This is a genomic window from Vibrio sp. Vb0304 (assembly GCF_033338995.1).
Lineage (GTDB): Bacteria > Pseudomonadota > Gammaproteobacteria > Enterobacterales > Vibrionaceae > Vibrio > Vibrio alginolyticus.
Genome location: NZ_JAWOTT010000001.1, coordinates 937599 through 955531, shown reverse-complemented (window position 1 = coordinate 955531; position 17933 = coordinate 937599). Strand labels below are relative to the sequence as shown.

Genomic DNA, 17933 nt, shown 5'->3' with positions numbered 1-17933 from the left:
TAAGCGAAGTGAGTACTGAATGCCTTTATTAAGTGCTCACTTTGTTCTGTAACGTATTTTAAAGTGATTTTATTATGGGTTTAAAATTAAAGGAAAATATATGGTTTACTATGTTTCAAGAAAATATATTTTACATAAAATATTAGAGCCATTTTTTATCGCATTTTTTTGGCCTTTTTTGATTTTTCTAACTTCACAATTCGCTAACCTTGATATGAGTGAAGAAGTAATTTATCAAGTTAAAATATTTACCATTATTGTATTTTTGATTACAATTGTTATTGCTGTAATAAATGTTTATTTTTTAAAAAATACTGTTCTTGTCATAGACAAGAATGGAATGGTTTATCGGGTAAGAAATAAAGTTTTAAAGTTTCCATGGACTCATATATCAAGGATTAAAATTTATAAGTCTAGAGGAAATATTATAAGCATCGTTCTATTTCCTTACAAAAACAAGTTGAGAGTATACTGTTTTGATAGGATGGACAATTTCATCAATAATATAGAAAGATATGGAAAAAATAAAGTTCATATTATTTATTAGTTCACTAATATTTTAAGGTTACAATTTAAAATATATTTTTTGAGAGGATACGAATGGAAACGTGTGGGAAATGTAGACATTTTTTCAGAGAAAAAATTACGGATAAGGAAATTTGTGAGGCATGGCAACAGCCTACCCATATGAAGAGACAGGCTTGTTACTCATATATACCTAAAAAAATTAAAATTAAATATCTCAGAAATGATAAACAATAACGCTATATTCGTTTGTTTCGGACAAGAGCACGTCTTACATTTTTACACATTTTTCCAAATGAATATATTTCGTCAAATGTAGGCGAAATTCCTCGATTCAATTGGTGCTGCCAATATAATAATTCTGAATCGACAAGCTCCATTAACTTTTTAGGACAACCGATACAACTATTGTCTGTGCCACATTTAAATGTATCCTCATTGTATAGGGGGAACTCATCTTTAACAGCATCAATTATCTGCTGCATTGCTGTTATTCTGTCTGGTTTTTTGCTCATAAGGTTACCTCCCGAGAAGGTATTATCAACAATAGACATACAAATTTCAGTTACCCTAAAGAGTTAAAAATTGCAATAAACTCCATAGCATTGTATAGCGAGCAATGACTAACGTTGCTATTGTTAGAGTTTATTCCTCTATTGCTTTTCGTCATTGAGCGAGGCACGCGCTTTTTAAGCTATGGCATTGAAAAATTTAACGTTTATCCCGACAAAAGAATACGGTGAGATTCCATAGACGATTTTAACAATGCTCGATAGTTTCAGAGTTAGTATGTTTTACATATCCAAGCAATCAGGAAAGAGGATGTAAGCGATAGTGATAGTTCTTCAATGATTCGTTAACTTGAAAGATCTCATATTTGAAATGGATTTGTTCATCAAGACATTGCGTAAACTTGTCTAACTGTTCTGTATGAATGAGTAAAGAAATTGGTGCGATTTGGTGATTATCGATCTCATCGAAACAACTGTTAATGTGTGCTCTATCCAAATAAACAACATCTTGATTCTGGGTTGGAGTTTCTTCAATCAGTTTTGTTTCAAATCCTGCCTTCTCGAATTGCTCAAGCAAATCATAGAGTTTGTCTACATCATTCTTGCCCTTGATTGCGCTATTATATTGTTGAACAATCCCATTTAAGTGTTTCTCGATTGACCCAAACTTGTTTTTCATTAAGCAGATGGTTTTTAACTTTTTTTTGATAAGTGAATAGCGCTGTGCTTTCAATTTTGGTTTTAAAAAGTCTATGAGGATTTTGTTGCGTTGCTCTTCTTTGGTAAAGCCTTGAGACGCACTGACCTTGAAGTAGAGATGAAGCAGTGCATTTTCAAAAGTAGATTTTAAAAGCCTGTGATATGACTCTTCTGACATTGTAAGTGTTGATTTTTTGTTGGTGCTATTATTCTAACATATAAAAAATGCAAACGAACATAGTAACTGGCTTACTGTTATCTCTATAAGGGGGGGGGGGCCGATTATCTGAGCGGATATCCAGTAAAGAATGGTATAGAGCAGTCTAGCTGGAAGTGTAATGGAACTAACTAAGTCAATTCTGCCCGTTCCGTACTAAATGTTTGCCCAATGTGGTACTAAATGTTTTCATTCAGCACTGCTTTCGCAGTGCATCAATCGATGTGTGAAACAATCTTTACCCCTTATAGAGGGTAGTCTGTCGTTTACCCCCGCTCAGGGGTAAAACCGATTCTTTGTTTTTATTAGATATAAACAACGTCAAAAGTAAATGGTAAATATCTGTTTTAATTGAAATAAATCATTGGCGAAAAGGTTTTTATACGTTTTAATAAGATTGAACACTCTCTATCTCAATTTGTATAGAAATTGAGTTAAATAAATTAAACAATATTAAAGAATTCATCACCTTATCGGTGAGAGGAGGGAATTATTTTTTAATAAAAGGAAACGCTGTCAGCGCCGATGTAAAAATGACCCACTAACGCCGAATTAAAATTGACCCACCTGAGTCAAACTATCCGTTCGTAACATGGACAAAGCGGCGGATTATGATCAATCAGGAGCAACTAGTGGAAATACACGTTTTACATCAGCAAGGGCATAGCATCCGCCGCATCGCAAAGGATCTGGGTATCTCAAGGAATACCGTTCGCACTTACCTTCGAGATAAAAGCAAAGCGCCTGTGTATCCCGAGCGTCCATCCCGACCAACAAAACTACAGCCGTACCATGACTACTTGCGCACTCGCATTGAAGTTGCAAAACCCTATTGGATACCAGCAACCGTCTTACTACGTGAGCTAAAATCACTGGGTTGCGAAGGCGGTATAACAATGCTCAAAGAGCACATTAAGCAATACAAACCTAATGAACCTGTCGATCCTGTAGTGGTACGCTTAAGAAGGAGTTACGCCACAAAGAAAAAGCTCTGACTGAAACTGCGACTCTATTAGTTTTACGAAAAAAGCTGAGAGCCTTTGCGGGGAAGAGCCTGAGGATGACTAACCTCAGCCGAAGAAAGACAGCACCTGATTGCTCACGAAGCAAAGCGGTTGCCGATTAGAGCAGGCTTGGAATGAGATTTAAAGTAGCCTGAGAACGTAACGAAGGATATGTTCAGGCGGATAAAAGAGCGACCTAGGAAAAGACCAGAGCCAGCTAATAAGCTGTCGCAGTAAGAGTGTGATACGATTATAGAGGTATATAAACGTGAGTGCGGTGAGTTAGCGTTACAACTGTTGCAACGAACATTGGTGTGAGAGTTGTGCTTCATTTAACCGCTGGCTCTTCACTCAGATAACGGTGCGCCTATGAAGTCGCTGACGTTCAAAGCGAAGATGAATGAGTTAAGTGTTAGCGCCTCGTATAGCCGCCCAAGATTTAGTGATGATAACCCGTTTGTAGAATCGTTGTTCCGTACGGTTAAGTTCATGCCAAATTGGCCAACAAGGGGTTTTGAAAATCTCGACAGTGGTCGATGTTGGATTGAAGCCTTCGTGCGCTGGTACAACACCGAACACGAGCATAGCAAACAAAATTACGTCACGCTTTCGCAGCGTCATAATGGGAAAGACAAAGAAATCTTGAAGCGTCGAGCTGAGGTGTCACTTACAGCAAAACCGTTAAACCCTGAGCGCTTATCTAGCGATATTGGGAACTGTAAACCTGTTGGTAAAATACACCTAAACCCAGAAAGAGAAGCTGCTTAATAAGCAAACAAATGATGACAACTACCTTGAAAACGTCGCTCCCTGGAACTTCTCATACTGAGACTAAAACGCCCCTTGGGGTTATGGGGCGGATGCGAAATAACAGTAGCAGATGTCATGGGGGAATAAGAATCTTGCTTACAGCAGCTTCTAGAGCGACTGGCATTAAGCCTGCCAAGTCCTGAATTCCTTCTAAGATAATCGGTCTCAAAACCACCACTAATTCTTGCATCGGCTTTCCAAGTAGAGTGAAGCAAGCGGGTAGACATGTTTTATTGAGCATAAATGTGAGGTAGGCACAGACGATAAAAGCCAGCGTTAACACGCTGGCAACAATCAATCTGAGGAAAGATTAACATAGAGTAAAAATATGGTTTACGAGATTTGATTAGTCTTAACTTGTTTTAGCCAGTCGTTAATTGAGAAAGAGCAACAGAAATCATCCATTTCGGAGTTGTTATCGACATCATCAAAAAGATAAAGTTGAAGTTGCCCATTATCAGTTATATTTCTAAAGTGAGATTTATTGAGAGCAAACACTACGTTTAAAATGTCTTCCTCACTTTCAATCTGACTTAGAAGCATGCTTGAAAAGGTTGCCATAATAGCAGAACCATCATTCAATTTTACATACGAAAGGAGTACTAGCTCCATAGACTGTGCAAAAGTAAGGCATAGGTCTAGTGGGGAAGTGATATGTAATTTTCTGCCGTTTAAACGAATGTCATGACTAGTGAATAGAGGGCGGTTAATCAAAGAAATTTGATTATTTGACTGTTCTTGATAGCTCTTCAAATTTTGCATAATAAATCCTTAATAAACTTACCCCAAAAACTTCGTTTATTGTAGATTTATTAAGTGACTCGCGGGGTGTTTAACGCGTCTGTTTTTAAGTTATAACTCTTGATGTTTAAAGTCAAATAAATTCTATAAAAAGTAAAGGTTTATGAATTTAATTATTTAATCATCACAATAGAGTTCTTCGTAATCGATAAGATGCATGTTCCTATCAATCCGTTTTAAATCTTCAAAAGCAAAAAGCTTTTTAGCAAGCCTAAGCGTATCGTAAGGTTCGGTGGTATTTGCCAAGATGGTGTCTTTGCTGTGGGGAACGTGGACAAACTCAATGCTTCCAAACCTCGTTTTATAAAAGCCTGATGTACCTGTTGTTGCCAGAATCAAAATCATTGGGATCTGAGAGATCACACTCCAGCGAGATAGGGCATCTTCGAAAGAAACATAACTCAAATCGTCTTCACGCAGTGATAGCGCCAACTTTTCAAAAAACTCATCAGGTAACGTAGAACGTAGGTAAACAAAGCGCTCAAAATTGATGTTGACGATATAGTCATGCTTTGTGATGATCTGCTCAATATCATGACTTCTAAAGATTGAGCAGATCTCTTCACGTTTATAGATAAACTTTTCTGTACGTCGATACTGCATTTCGAAGATCATTTTCATAGATTAGAAACCACGATGATTCAAAATGAACAAACTATGACACGAACTTCAACAGGAATTCAAACGTATCGCTGTATTTAGATGTTTATTTAAGTAACTTTTTGAGAAAGGATGAAGTTCTACTGTGCTTTTCCTACAAGTTGACTTGCCTTCATTTTTACAACTAAATCCTAGAATTTTAAGAAAGTGATTAACGCTTATTTTTATCTGTGTAATATTATTCATTGTTGCACTTGTTCGGAATGAAATACCATTATGTTTTGACAAGACAATTTGGTTATGCTTAATCTTCATTTGAGAGTATGCCGCTACATATTTTTCATTCGAAATAATGACTTTTTCATTATAGCTTAAGCCTAGTGTTCCAATAATGGCATTGGCCACAGATAATATTCTTTTTCCATCTGGGGTTAATCTCTCATGTAGTTCTTTATTTTGTAGTGAAAGAAGTTCATCTCTAAGTTTAAATAGTCGATCAAACTTAACCAACTCAACATTAACATCAACTGAAGGAATGCCAAACTCCTTTGCCAAAAGAAACTTATCTGCAGACGCTTTTTCTTCATTTGTAGCGTTACCTGATTCTATAATCAAGGTTGCTTCTTGTGCAGAAATATCTTGAGCTTCTGCGATTGCATGGGCCTCCTCGTTAGAGTCAACTCGGTTTCTGGCAGCTAACAGTTGTTTATGTTTGTTCTTGTTTGATGAACTTGTTTCGATGGAAATTGATTCAAACCCCAGTGCTTCGAGAGTCGCTATTAATGCAACAGGCATATTCGCTTTCAGAACCGTTGACTGCGCTTCGTGTAGTCCTACCATATCATTAAATGTGAACTTATCGCTGACCACTGGTTTAGCTGGTAAAAGGTAACTATTGCGATCTCTAGATACCGCAAAGTGAATTTCTTTGACTGCTCTAAAACGTAATGCTAACTGAACCAGAGAGTTTGGAACAAGTACGCTGTTACTTATAATGGTAATAGTGTCAGAATAGTGCTCTTCAATACTCACACCGCAGCCGATATAAGGCGAATAGAAAATTTTATGATACTTTTGCGCTTCGACATTCGGGTCTGAAATGAAATCTATGACTTCAGGCTGACGTTTAGTATCTGAACAAACTACTAAGATCCCCGCTTGAAGCGCTTTTTTATAGCAACCATTGTTATTACTTTTGTAACCCATACGTTTGATGGAACGCCACATTGTTTTCAAACAATCGAAAGCATATAGGCGTTCATTGAAAGAGGAGTTTAAAACGGTAGAACGGTCTTTTATGGATACGGTTCTGTTTTTATAGGCTGAGTAGTCATCAACGTTATAGATAGTAATATCATCTTTACCGATACTCCTGACGAAATTGCCGCTGATATCTTCAGAAATGTCAGCATCCATCATAATTAACCACTTAGCATTTTCAACAACCGACTTTAGAGACTCATAGCTGTTCAACTGACTGTTCAAATTTTGAAAGTGACTACCTTTAGTTGCTGTGATACCTTTTTCGCACTCATCCCAGATAATCAAATCTGCTTGTAAAACTTCGAATAGCAGCCCTGGTAGACTATTAATCGTTGTCGTCAGTACTGACGCTGACTCTAGCTTACCAATGTTCATTTCTTTATGATCACAGGTAGATAGTTTTGTACAAAAATGAGATTGAAGCTTGTTTTTAAAACATTGACCTAAAGCTTCTATGTGGGAGATATAAACAACTTTAGCATCAGGGTTTGAAGAAAGTACTTTTTTGGCAATTTCAATAGCAGTAGTAGTCTTACCCAAAGACATTGATGCTCTAAGAAGATTTACACGACTGGCGGTGAAATCAATTTCTCGAATTGCTGACACATTTAAAGCACTTTTTAAGCTGACTAAATCATCCACTGTACTTAAGATTGGATCCTTATACATATTAACTAGTTCTTGAGCTTCCAAATTGTCGATGTTAAGTTGTTCGCTAGCAACTGCTATAGCATCATCACGTGATAACCTCAGTGGAACGGCACTGATTAGTTCTTTAATCGCGAGCAGTTTTATCTCTTCGATAGGCTTGATTTGATAAATACCTGAATAAATGCTAAAACCGTAGGTTATTGGGTTATTTGAAAGCATTTGACCATTATATCGGATTGTAATGTCGCGTTGACAAGCTACTTTTGCCGCATCAACCAACTCTTCATCATTAACATCTTTGCTGACGTTAATGTAGGAAAGAGTATGTGCTTTGCCATTGTAAGTTTTTGAAGCGATTGAAGCGGATGTCAGGGCTACATCGTTTCTGAAGTCGTTATAAAATGATATATCTTCAGGAGTGCCAACAAAAAGGACGCACTTATTAGAATATGGATTTTTTATGTTTATTATTGGTTTTATACTTAGCATGATTAATTCGTTTTTTTTTATTTTTTATTATTGTATCCTTTGGCTATAAAAATATGAACAAAAAATTACTTATAATAAAAAGTAATTTTCAAGTCAAAGAAATTCCCCAAGTAATTCAATCGAATATGCTGTGAGTTTTAGAGAAATTTAATATTTTTTGTCAATTTATTCTAAGTGTTACTATTATACAAAAATAACTACTTAAGTAAGTATTATTGTGTTAGCTTGAATTTTAATGTGAAAAATCGATTGACATTAGTTGGGTTTTATCATTGGTTATATTTTAAAATGAAGATGATTAATCAATTAGTTAGATGCTTTAAATAGGGAACATGATAAATTTATATATCTTATATATAAAATAAAATCCTATGTTCCCTTTAAATGTACAACCAACCATTTGTCATCTGCATGCGTTAGCATGCTATTTACTGACTCTACGAGTCAGAAGGACGATTAATTAGTATTCAGTGTCTTATATGCAATTGATATGCGAAACATCGAGGTCACTTACTAGATTGAGTACCTCGATGGCTATAGGGTTCTGTTATCGTCGTAAGTATTGTCTTAGAGAAATAGTACTAGTTAGTGTATTGAGATCCTGATGATGTTAAGGGTTGGACTGTAGGGCATATGGGTTAGGTAAGCTGCGTACTTATGCAGCGGTTCTGATGATACATTAAGTATAGAGCGGCGATGCCATAGGCATAAACTAGACCAAGGGCATCTGAGATTGCTCCTGATAATGTTTATTCTGTCAGGCAGAGATAAGCAGCCAGATGTGGGTTAACCATTTAAAAATCGATAGTATGCCCACCATCACATACATTTGGTTAAACTTATGTCCAATAAAACGGAAATTAATAGGCTGCAATTTTTGATAACCACACTTTATAATTGTGACTATTAATCAGTCAGTTAAAAACCTAAAATAGGGAACATGATAAATATCTATATGCTATATAAAAATTAAATCCTATGTTCCCTTAAATGCACGATAAACTATTCGTTATCTGCATGCGCTAGCATGCTATTTACTGACTCTACGAGTCAGAAGAACGATTAATAATTGTATGGTCTACTGAGTGGTTTGTTGTATTTGTTTACTGAAAACCACAACAAGGTTCGTTCGGCTAACTAAACCTTTTGTAAGCTAGTGCCATTTTCATTAATATAGATTTTTAATCTCTGCCGCCAACTAGTTTAACGCTTTGCCTAGTTATATTTTTTCAAAAAAATGATTACTAACTATAAGTTTAATGATAGGTTTTATATGCTTTTTATGGCGGCAGAAACTTTTAATAAATAAAAGATTTTATTTTATTTATATTTTTAATTTTATATTTACAAGGCTTGTTAAATGTGTTTTATTAAAGTGGTATTAAACATTATCTAGATTTAAAGGTGGTCAAAGTGAATTGTCGTAAGTACGTATATAAAAAAACAGAACGAAAAGTTATTAATAGCGATTTAAATAATGGTTTAAATTGTCAAGATGATTGTCTAATCTCAGATAGCGAAGCGTTACTTAAAGCTAACAGTTTAACTGTTGAAGACCAACATCATAGATTTAAACTAAATACATCATTCACTAAAAAAGAATCTGCCAATCGAAAGGTTAGTATCAAAGCTCAACCAGCGCAAATTAGCCAAAAACAGAAAGAATCGCGTGTTCCTGGGCTGTTTGGATGTAATCGTTACAAGTCAAAACGTACAGAGCAAGTCAAAGAAAGCGAAATGTTTTGTTTCTTTTAACGTGAATCGGGATAGATATTATGATCAAGCAGCATCAATGCGAACAAATGCCGAAGGAAGTTCAAGTGTACTGTACAGATCACTACACAACTGACGAACAATGGTTTTTGTTTGTCTCTGAAATGGCAACAGAAATGGATCTAGAACTGAGTCACGAACTTAATGAAGTAGGGGAGTTGCTCTGGCAAACTGCTTTTAACATTATTCATTGTCCGTATTGTGGCTTGACACTAGAAACCACGCAAACGCCTACTGTCCATTTTCATAAGGCTGTTAACTATAAACTGATTTAGTCACTTTACTTTCGTATTTGTCACGCTTATCAGCATGACTGTATATCTACATTTGAGAGAAATTCATGAGAAAGAGCAGCCAACGTTATAAATCAAAACTATCAAGATTCTACAAGGTTGCGAAATCTAGTCAAATGACACTGACAGAACTCATCGAGTTAAAACGTAGAGGGACGCAAATAGATACTGCAATGCGTTTAACAGCCAAGCTTGGAGAGGTCATTGATTGGCAGAATTTCAGTTCGAATGGCTTCGTGATTACGGTTCCTATATTAGCTGGTAATGGACAGACAGTTGAACTACTTTGTGTTTGCTATGATTTTAATTCATTTAAACAGCTTCAGGCTAGATATGGTGACTGTCCTGAAGACATTGAAGAACGAGTATTGCAAGCACCAATAGATTTAGAGTTGTAAATTTTTAATACAGGGTTAAAAATTATATCATTAACTCTGTATTAATGGGTAGACAGGAGCCCCCCATAGTACAGATTTGTTGTCCATCATTAACTCGATGATGTTTGGGATGAGCATTTCAAGTATTGAGGTGCAATCTCGTAATTGTTTTCTATTTGCAGAGCTGTTGAATGTTGCCCCTCCATGAATGATTTGGTTTCTGAGAGTATAGAGTCTAGAAAACAGTATCGATAAGACGACGGCAGTATTGCATTGGCCTAAGGCTTTGCTAGCAGCCGTTTTAGCCTTTGAAAGGTGATTTTTCCAGTCTTGCTCTGAAATTCTCTCACTTTGGAAATCCCAGTAAGATTGAAGAATAAATTCGTTTTCTAGAATCAATCTAATAGTACCAGCGTATTCTGACCAGACTATGTTGTGGAGCTTATTTGTAGCATCTACAGAAACCAGTTTGTCCAAAAACTCTTGATATAGACCTTTTTCACCATAAACAAGTTTTTGTTCAAACTCTTGAGCGTAAGCAGAATTGAATGCAATCCACAAAAAAGTAAATTTCGAATCGTCGTCGGTGCATTGCTCAGCTTTGTTTAGCCAGCTTAGTGCTCTATGTACTCTAATGCCTAAGTTGGGAGAGTAATCAGATCGTTCATTACGCTGGCGCTGCTTGAGTTCATTATAGTTCTTTGTCTTGTTCATTTTATTTTACTTATAACCTAGCTCATGAATATGAGATGTAAAACACATAAGCACCATATCACATATGCTTGAAATGCTCTAATATGCATTTTAATTCGCCTAATTAGTCGAAGGTTTCTCTAAAGCCAATGGCACCTTATTCGATATATAGGGGCGTTTGCTGACTGATGCTACTAGTGTCATAATCACACAATAGTTAATGGTAGTTGTGCATATAAAATGACGTTTAACAATAGCTTGATAAACTTTTCGCGTGCTGGGGACATTTTCCACTATCGTTGGGCTGCAAAACGGTGTTTGAAACTTTTAGATTTCAATACAAATTTGCACAAGATAACGATAGAAGGCTCATTAGAACCAGACAAGCCTGGTGAATGCGTGGTTGATGTTGCCGAGTATTCAATGTCTGGAAAAGGGTCAATCGTAGAGTACTTTCAACTGAAACACTCAACAACTCAATTAGATTGTCCTTTCACATTAAGTGGCTTAAAAGACACTATTGTGGGCTTTTCTGAAAGGTTTAGAGCGTTCAGCTCAAAAAAATCAGGTTTAGAACACTACGTTTTCACTGTCATAACCAATCGCCCAATTGCTAAATCATTTAAAACTAATATAAAAAAGATTGCAAATAATCAAAAAGCCGATATTAGATTTACTGAAACTATAGAAAAATATACAGGATTAAAAGGTAAACTACTTACTCAATTTTGCTCTGTAATACGTCTTTGCGATGGGGAAGGGAACTATGACGCTCAAAAGTATGATATTCATAGAGATCTCTCCCAGATTACAGTTTCTAAAGAGTTTGATAAGACAGCTAAACTCCTTGTTAGTAAGATCACTGAGAAGATAGAACCAGGAAAGAGTAACGTAATAACTATAAATGACGTGTTAGAGGTCTTTGATATTACGGATGTTCATGATTTTTTCCCAGCGCCGCCACAGTTGGAAGCTATTTCTGAATATATCCAGAGAGAGCAAGAAGAAGAAATCATTAAATCAATTAGTAGCACCCGCTCTCACACACTAATTTCGGCTACTGGTGGGGTCGGCAAGTCCATACTTTGCCAAAATATTGCCAGACACTTTAATGAGCATTCATGTGCGATCGTATATGACTGTTTTGGTAATGGGGGTTATAGAAGGACAAGTCAAAAACGTCACCGTCCCCATGATAGTTTTGTTCAAGTTTCAAACCAGCTAGCTAAAGAAGGGTTGTGTACAGCACTTATACCCTCTAGACACGAGCCTGATGATTACTGGATGAGAGCATTTCTTACTAGGTTAAATGAAGCGTGCACAGCTCTAAGAGAACGTTGTGAAAATGCTTTGCTAGTATTGATTTTTGATGCCGTCGATAACGCTGAAATGGCAGCTAAAAGCTCAGGTGATAGTTGCTTTGCTTCGCTATTGATCAGAGAACATGTTCCAGATAATTGCAGAATTGTTTTTGCGTCTAGGCCAGAACGGACGCACTTGTTCGACCCACCTCCTACCGTCAATATGATAGAGCTTCAATGTTTTACTGATAGAGAGACATTCTTGAACCTTTCTAGTCGATACAAAGATGTGTCTATACATGATGCAAAGGAGTTTAATCGGTTAACGAGCGGTAATCCTCGTGTTCAAGCTAATGCCCTCAGTTTAAATGCTCCTTCCATTAGTGAATTACTTTCTTCTTTTAGTTCAAATCCAATGACCGTAGATGATCTTATTGAGAAACAACTAGAAAAAGCAATTGCTTCTCTGAAAGACACCTTTCCAAAAAACGATAGGGAGCAAATAGATGCTATTTGCACTGGACTTGCGACTTTGCCGCCATTTATCCCCTTAAATGTCTTAGCTCTAGTCGCTGAAGTTTCGGAAGATTTAGTAAGGAGTTTTATAACAGAGCTGGGTAGACCACTTTGGATGACTGATAGCTCCGTTCAGTTTAGAGATGAGCCGACTGAAAAGTGGTTTCAAGATACTTTTATTGCGACTACAACACAGATAAGGAGCTTTATAGAGCGGATTAAACCATTAGCAAATAGCTACTCTTACGTTTCAGAAGCATTGCCTTTGATGATGTTAAAAGCGGAGTTGTTTGATGAATTGGTTGAACTAGCACTTTCTGATGACAGCTTACCAACTGATCGTCCCTTTGATGCACGAAAAATTAGATTATCCCGTCTTCAATATGCATTTAAAGCCGCTTTAAAAGAAAGAAAGTATTATGAAGCTAGTAAGTTAGCGTTAAGGGCTGGTGAAGAGATTGCGAGCGATGAACGACAAATAGAAATTTTATCTAAAAACTGTGATTTGACCACGAGATTTTTATCATCTGAAAGAGTTCAGGAGCTTGCACATAGAAGAGTTTTAGGTGGCGCATGGGAAGGCTCAGAAACGGTCTATTCTTCTTCATTACTATCATCGATTGGAGACTGTGCTGGAGAAGCTCGTAGCTATTTGAGGTCTGCGAGACACTGGTTACATAGATATTTTGATAGACGAGATAAATCGAAGGAGTCTGAAGATCACTTTGATGAAAAGTTAAATACATTAGAAATCTTAGAGCTTGTTACTTCAACATATAATTTGTTTGGAGGATATAAAGCGGTAGATTACTTATTATCTTGGTCTCCTCAAAGTTGTATATTTAAAGTAACAGAGAACTTCATCCGTAGACTCATTGATCTGGGAGATTTTGATTCTATTTCAAAAATGGCTATTTACGGGAAAGGAAATCCAAGCTTCATACTAGCAGTGACAAGTGAACTGGTTAGGGTTGGTAAATACCCCCCTAGAGAGTGCTTAACTCGGTGTCTAAATCAAATTATCAAACCTTCTACGAGGCTTGGTAAACCCGATGACCTCTACCATTCAGGTTACAACTCAGATGCATTCTTAACTTTTTTTGAAGCTTGCACTATTGAACAGCTTCCAGCTAAAAATATACTAAGCGCATTAAATTACTATGTAGGTACGCCTCGCCTCTATGAGGTTGCCGATGACTATCAACATTTAAGTAGTCGTGTAACATTTATGCGGTCTATCAGCATTAAACTAGCCTTAAAAAAAACATTCTTTGTCACAGTTGAAGAGATAATACCTAAGGAGTGGGCTTCAAAAAAAGAGTCCAAGCATGAAAGAAGTGATTTAACAAAAGCTAAAGAGTCACTGCAAAAGCTGCTTCCTTGGTACTTGGTAGCATCTAAAATATTGGCTGGTCAGAGTGTTGACTTAGAGAAAGAGCATATAGCAATCGCTTTAGGTAACCGTAATGATTCGTATGGGTACAATGATCGTTATAATTCCATTCGTCTCGAGTGCTCGCTTCAAAGATTCAGGAATATCCTCTTCTATAAAGGAAATAAGAAGAACGAAGTTGAACATTTTTTAAATGACTTCAACGACGAAAAGATAAGCATAAGAACAAACGATAAACTCTCATTGCTTAGAGTTTGTTGTCGTCAAGAGGAGTTAGAGTCACTTAGTGATGCTTTTGAGCTGTCTTGTTATGAAGAGTTACAGCAATTTCATGCTGACGAGTCTCCAGAATCATACTCAGAGCAATATATAGCTCTCTCGCGCGCAGTTATGTCTCTAAGCTTAAATGATGCTTCACTATATTTTGATAAAGCAATTGAAATTGCATCTAACTTTGGTGAAGAGGCAGTCGTTCGTTGGAAGTCGATAGTCAGTATAGCTAAAAGAAGCAGTGCAAGTAAGAACAACGCACCTGAAATGGCGCACCGATTTATGCGTTGTGCCGAATTGATAGGGGAAACGGTAACGAGGGAAAAACATTGGGATAGAAATGATGCATTAAGTACTTGCTTTATGTTGTCGCCTCAATACGCATTTTCAGTAGCTAACCGATGGAAAGATAGACAAGTAGGATGGAATGAAAGGCAGTTAGTAGCGCTGGCCAATAGCGCCTTGAACTCAGACCAATTGACACCAGATATCGTGTGGAGTTTATCCGCTTTTTCATGGGATTACGGCTATATAGAGTTTGTATCGAACTGTATTGATAAAGAGGTGAGTCCACAAAACAAACAGATTATGTTTGATCATTTAGTTCGAGATCTTCGGGCAAAAGATATAAGGGGAGGTGATTGGGAAACTGTAGAAAAGACCGCTTCCAGGAACAAGTTAAACAATTCTGAGCTTTGTAATCTTACACATCTAAAGAGCTTAGATAAACGTTCTGAATCTAGCTCTTTCGTGGAACCGCGAACAGAAAATACTGAAGAATACAATTGGAACGCTATCTATGGAAACTTTGACATTCTGACAGTTCAAGGACTTAGAAGTGCTTATGAAAAAAGTGTTACTACAAACAAGTATTGGGAATCTGACCGATTTTGGAATGGATGCTATAACAAGCTATCCTCTCGAAATGTCTTGGAGTTTTTTGACATTCTCAAGAGTGCCGAGTTTCTTGATTTTTACGATATCAGAAATAGTTTAAAGTCATTTCCTACTGAATGGAAAGCAAAACCGAGTGTTAAGCAAGCTTGGGGTCACATGATTAAGTATTTTGCGAAAAGATACCCATATCGGTTCACAAATATTTATCAGAGGAATTACATACTAGATGATCTTGATCACTCCATTTCAACCCTACAAGCAATTCAAGAAGGTGTGTTGGAAGGTTTTTCAAACTCGGTTGATTTAGAGTCTGCAACAGCATTGTTTGGATTTGCTAACTGCTGTACCTCGCTTATTAATACAACTGAGGCTGAAAACCTTTTGGATTATGGTCTCAAGCGGTTCGAATTGCATATTGATGATGATTTTGCCGATGGGATCTGGAGTGAGTACTTTGCTTCTTCTAAAACAGTACCCGAGTCTCTAGCAGCATATATCTATGCAAATTTAGGATCGCCTGAAAGTGGTGAACGCTGGCGTGCAGTCCATGCTGTGGTTCGACTTTACAAAGTTGGATGTAAGGATCTGATAGAGATATTGATTGACCTGATGAGATCTGACGATGTAAAAGAGTTTGTATCTCCTGCATTTCCATTCTATGAAATGCATGCCAAGCTTTATCTATTGATAGCCTTGTCCGTATGTTCTTCTGATGGGGTTATGTTGTTACAGAGTCGAAGAAATATTTTTGCTGTGTTAGCAATGCAGACAAACTCTAATATATTAATACAACTCTATTCAAAAGAAATTGCGAGAAAAATCGAAGAGACGTTTTCTGGCAGTTATGATGAGCAGACATTAAACGCTTTAAGTCGTGTAGGAAGAAGCCAGTTAGTCCCCAAAAAAGTAAAAAGATATGGGTATCAAACCAATTCGACTTGGCATGTCAGTGGCACTCTAGATACATCTCGTGAGCTATGGTTTGCTTATGATTTTGATCAATATTGGTTTGAGCCACTTGGAAGTGTATTTGGAATATCTTCGAAAGAAGTAGAAGACTTAGCAATTGATGTTGTTTTGGGTGATTGGAACATATCGTTTGAAAAAAAATATATTGATGACCCGCGCAAGGGTCTATGGAGTAATCGCAGAAACAAAAAAACTTGGCACAGCCATAGTGAATACCCAGAAATAGATAATTACCAGTTTTATATTTCTTATCACGCAATGCTAACTGTGGCTTCAAAACTATTGGCAACGATGCCTGTAGTTCAACACTCTGACATTGAAGAGGACAGTTGGTCAGATTGGTTAGAAAGACATCTACTTTGTGGTACTCGAAGCTATTTAATTGCCGACTTAAGAGACCCATTCCCACTTGCAGAAAGAGCATGGGTTCCAGAAAATAAAAGTGAAAATTGGCAATGGGAAATTACTTCATCTGACTTCCTTGAAATATTGTATGCCAAGTCAGAAAGTAGTACTTGGATTAACGTCGGTGCGGATTGGAACGAATATGTTGACGGATATAATGAAGCCATTTCAATCTCTAGTATATTAATTCCTAAGTACTTAGGTGATTCATTTTTACGCACTATTAATGATTTCGATAATCATATGCACGAAGCATACTTACCGAATTTTTGCGACAGTAACGTTAGAATAAATGCTGAAAATCATAAATTTAAAGGTAAAGAATGGCTTACAAGAAAAGGGCATGTTTATGGACTTGATGAAAGCGATCCGTACGCTGGAGGAATTGATCCTTGCATGTTTATCCCAGAAGAGATAATAGTCAAACGATTTAGCTTACGTAGTTGTAAGTATGGTAAAAACTGGTTTGTAGGGGTATCAAGTCTAGCTTCAATAGTCAACGAATCCTGGAGTGATGAGAAACCTTTAGATCCTGATGTTTATTACCGAACAGGTATAAGAGCCAAAGCATCGATGGCGTTCTTAGTTAAGATGTGCCGAGAACTAGATATCGAAATCGCTATTCAGGTAAACATCAAACGTTCTCTTGTAGGTCGTTATAACAATAAGAGTGATGATAATTATGGATACATCCCTAGATACAGTAAAACATTCCTTTTGTCTGGAGACGGAAGAATTAGAGACACAAGAAGAAGTTATTCGTTTAGGGAAAAAGCTACTGAAGAGTCTTAAAGCAGGTGAAAAAGACGAAATCACAGAGTGGATGGTCAACTATCTTGCAGAACAAATTCATGAGATTGAATACTCAGATGAGAGTAGTATGCAAGAATCAAAGCATAGGTGCTTTGAAACAATTCTGACGTTATGGCAGCATCGTTCGCATTTCCCCCATGGCTCAAGACCGTTTGAGCAATTTGAGCCTGTTTTCAAGGCGTTAGAATCACTAGATCCAGAAAATTCATATCCGAGATATTATAGAGTCCCCGAAAAAGAAGAACCTAATTTTTCTGAGGATGTACGATCTTGGGTTGACTTAGGCTATAACCTTGATAAAACAGCAAAATCTTTAGTTTCATTCGCTTTTGAACAAGCAGCTGCATCGGCTATGGATGATGACGTTGCGGACTGGCTAGCTTTACTTAAAAAGAGAACACACGTAAGCGAAGCAAGAGTTTTAATAAAACTATTGGGTGATGAGGACGCTGAACGTCCAGCAGAAAAGGAAGCGAAGGAGAAGGTAGAAAGGTATACAAAAAGAATTGAACAGTTAAAAGCATTTAATTCAATTAGTTCTGCATTAGTTAATGACCTGGAAGAGCAAATTAAAAAACTTCAAGAAGAGAAGTGAACTTTGTTCTTTTGAAGTGGCTAGCTGAAACTGCCTATAGTCTTAAATGTAAAGGTCACTGTAAATA

Annotated in this window: 14 protein-coding genes; 8 read left to right on the top strand and 6 right to left on the bottom strand. The window is 36.9% G+C overall.

Annotated elements, in window-relative coordinates:
- Nucleotides 1–100 precede the first annotated feature (100 nt).
- Complete coding sequence (locus tag R7P35_RS04240; RefSeq protein ID WP_025612999.1) at nt 101–547, top strand: hypothetical protein; 447 nt, start codon at nt 101–103, stop codon at nt 545–547.
- Nucleotides 548–764: 217 nt separating this feature from the next.
- Here R7P35_RS04240 and R7P35_RS04235 read toward each other — a convergent pair whose 3' ends face one another.
- Nucleotides 765–1040 carry a hypothetical protein gene (locus R7P35_RS04235; protein ID WP_318091708.1) on the bottom strand — a complete coding sequence of 92 codons (276 nt, stop codon included), beginning with the start codon at nt 1038–1040 and terminating at the stop codon, nt 765–767.
- A gap of 295 nt (nt 1041–1335) precedes the next feature.
- Nucleotides 1336–1914 carry a DUF2913 family protein gene (locus tag R7P35_RS04230; protein ID WP_213904484.1) on the bottom strand — a complete coding sequence of 193 codons (579 nt, stop codon included), beginning with the start codon at nt 1912–1914 and terminating at the stop codon, nt 1336–1338.
- A 650-nt stretch (nt 1915–2564) separates the two neighbouring features.
- Between R7P35_RS04230 and R7P35_RS04225 the strand changes: the two genes are divergently transcribed.
- Both R7P35_RS04225 and R7P35_RS04220 read left to right on the top strand, forming a co-directional pair.
- Nucleotides 2565–2948: a helix-turn-helix domain-containing protein gene (locus R7P35_RS04225; protein ID WP_250158337.1), complete on the top strand. Its 384-nt coding sequence runs from the start codon at nt 2565–2567 to the stop codon at nt 2946–2948.
- 378 nt (nt 2949–3326) lie between these two features.
- On the top strand, nt 3327–3725 hold the full coding sequence (locus tag R7P35_RS04220; protein WP_080257143.1) for an integrase core domain-containing protein: 399 nt from the start codon (nt 3327–3329) through the stop codon (nt 3723–3725).
- 375 nt (nt 3726–4100) lie between these two features.
- Here R7P35_RS04220 and R7P35_RS04215 read toward each other — a convergent pair whose 3' ends face one another.
- The 3 genes from R7P35_RS04215 to R7P35_RS04205 form a co-directional block, all read right to left on the bottom strand.
- Nucleotides 4101–4529 carry a hypothetical protein gene (locus R7P35_RS04215; protein ID WP_138940241.1) on the bottom strand — a complete coding sequence of 143 codons (429 nt, stop codon included), beginning with the start codon at nt 4527–4529 and terminating at the stop codon, nt 4101–4103.
- A 156-nt stretch (nt 4530–4685) separates the two neighbouring features.
- Nucleotides 4686–5189 carry a hypothetical protein gene (locus R7P35_RS04210; protein ID WP_025612504.1) on the bottom strand — a complete coding sequence of 168 codons (504 nt, stop codon included), beginning with the start codon at nt 5187–5189 and terminating at the stop codon, nt 4686–4688.
- 48 nt (nt 5190–5237) lie between these two features.
- On the bottom strand, nt 5238–7571 hold the full coding sequence (locus R7P35_RS04205) for a hypothetical protein (RefSeq protein WP_213904485.1): 2334 nt from the start codon (nt 7569–7571) through the stop codon (nt 5238–5240).
- A gap of 1413 nt (nt 7572–8984) precedes the next feature.
- Between R7P35_RS04205 and R7P35_RS04200 the strand changes: the two genes are divergently transcribed.
- The 3 genes from R7P35_RS04200 to R7P35_RS04190 all read left to right on the top strand — a co-directional run bounded on the left by R7P35_RS04200 (nt 8985) and on the right by R7P35_RS04190 (nt 10035).
- Nucleotides 8985–9326, top strand: coding sequence for a hypothetical protein (locus R7P35_RS04200; protein ID WP_138940243.1), 342 nt, complete (start codon nt 8985–8987; stop codon nt 9324–9326).
- A 20-nt stretch (nt 9327–9346) separates the two neighbouring features.
- The gene (locus R7P35_RS04195) at nt 9347–9619 is read left to right on the top strand and encodes a hypothetical protein (RefSeq protein ID WP_138940244.1); all 273 of its coding nucleotides are present in this window, start codon (nt 9347–9349) and stop codon (nt 9617–9619) included.
- Nucleotides 9620–9684: 65 nt separating this feature from the next.
- Nucleotides 9685–10035 (top strand): hypothetical protein, encoded by a 351-nt coding sequence (locus tag R7P35_RS04190; RefSeq protein WP_213904486.1) that lies wholly within the window; start codon nt 9685–9687, stop codon nt 10033–10035.
- Nucleotides 10036–10065: 30 nt separating this feature from the next.
- Here R7P35_RS04190 and R7P35_RS04185 read toward each other — a convergent pair whose 3' ends face one another.
- Nucleotides 10066–10728, bottom strand: coding sequence for a HEPN domain-containing protein (locus R7P35_RS04185; RefSeq protein WP_213904487.1), 663 nt, complete (start codon nt 10726–10728; stop codon nt 10066–10068).
- 219 nt (nt 10729–10947) lie between these two features.
- Between R7P35_RS04185 and R7P35_RS04180 the strand changes: the two genes are divergently transcribed.
- Nucleotides 10948–17250 carry a hypothetical protein gene (locus tag R7P35_RS04180; RefSeq protein WP_318091701.1) on the top strand — a complete coding sequence of 2101 codons (6303 nt, stop codon included), beginning with the start codon at nt 10948–10950 and terminating at the stop codon, nt 17248–17250.
- Nucleotides 17141–17866, top strand: a complete 726-nt coding sequence (locus R7P35_RS04175) for a hypothetical protein (protein WP_213904489.1) — start codon at nt 17141–17143, stop codon at nt 17864–17866. The genes R7P35_RS04180 and R7P35_RS04175 overlap by 110 nt, the downstream gene beginning before the upstream one ends.
- Nucleotides 17867–17933 lie beyond the last annotated feature (67 nt).

Excerpts from the sequence above, each read along its gene's own strand:
- R7P35_RS04230 (WP_213904484.1), bottom strand. The coding sequence starts at position 1,914 with ATGTCAGAAGAGTCATATCACAGGCTTTTAAAATCTACTTTTGAAAAT.
- R7P35_RS04175 (WP_213904489.1), top strand. The coding sequence starts at position 17,141 with ATGGATACATCCCTAGATACAGTAAAACATTCCTTTTGTCTGGAGACG.
- R7P35_RS04205 (WP_213904485.1), bottom strand. The coding sequence starts at position 7,571 with ATGCTAAGTATAAAACCAATAATAAACATAAAAAATCCATATTCTAAT.
- R7P35_RS04210 (WP_025612504.1), bottom strand. The coding sequence starts at position 5,189 with ATGAAAATGATCTTCGAAATGCAGTATCGACGTACAGAAAAGTTTATC.
- R7P35_RS04195 (WP_138940244.1), top strand. The coding sequence starts at position 9,347 with ATGATCAAGCAGCATCAATGCGAACAAATGCCGAAGGAAGTTCAAGTG.
- R7P35_RS04220 (WP_080257143.1), top strand. The coding sequence starts at position 3,327 with ATGAAGTCGCTGACGTTCAAAGCGAAGATGAATGAGTTAAGTGTTAGC.
- R7P35_RS04240 (WP_025612999.1), top strand. The coding sequence starts at position 101 with ATGGTTTACTATGTTTCAAGAAAATATATTTTACATAAAATATTAGAG.
- R7P35_RS04185 (WP_213904487.1), bottom strand. The coding sequence starts at position 10,728 with ATGAACAAGACAAAGAACTATAATGAACTCAAGCAGCGCCAGCGTAAT.
- R7P35_RS04235 (WP_318091708.1), bottom strand. The coding sequence starts at position 1,040 with ATGAGCAAAAAACCAGACAGAATAACAGCAATGCAGCAGATAATTGAT.
- R7P35_RS04190 (WP_213904486.1), top strand. The coding sequence starts at position 9,685 with ATGAGAAAGAGCAGCCAACGTTATAAATCAAAACTATCAAGATTCTAC.
- R7P35_RS04180 (WP_318091701.1), top strand. The coding sequence starts at position 10,948 with ATGACGTTTAACAATAGCTTGATAAACTTTTCGCGTGCTGGGGACATT.
- R7P35_RS04225 (WP_250158337.1), top strand. The coding sequence starts at position 2,565 with ATGATCAATCAGGAGCAACTAGTGGAAATACACGTTTTACATCAGCAA.
- R7P35_RS04215 (WP_138940241.1), bottom strand. The coding sequence starts at position 4,529 with ATGCAAAATTTGAAGAGCTATCAAGAACAGTCAAATAATCAAATTTCT.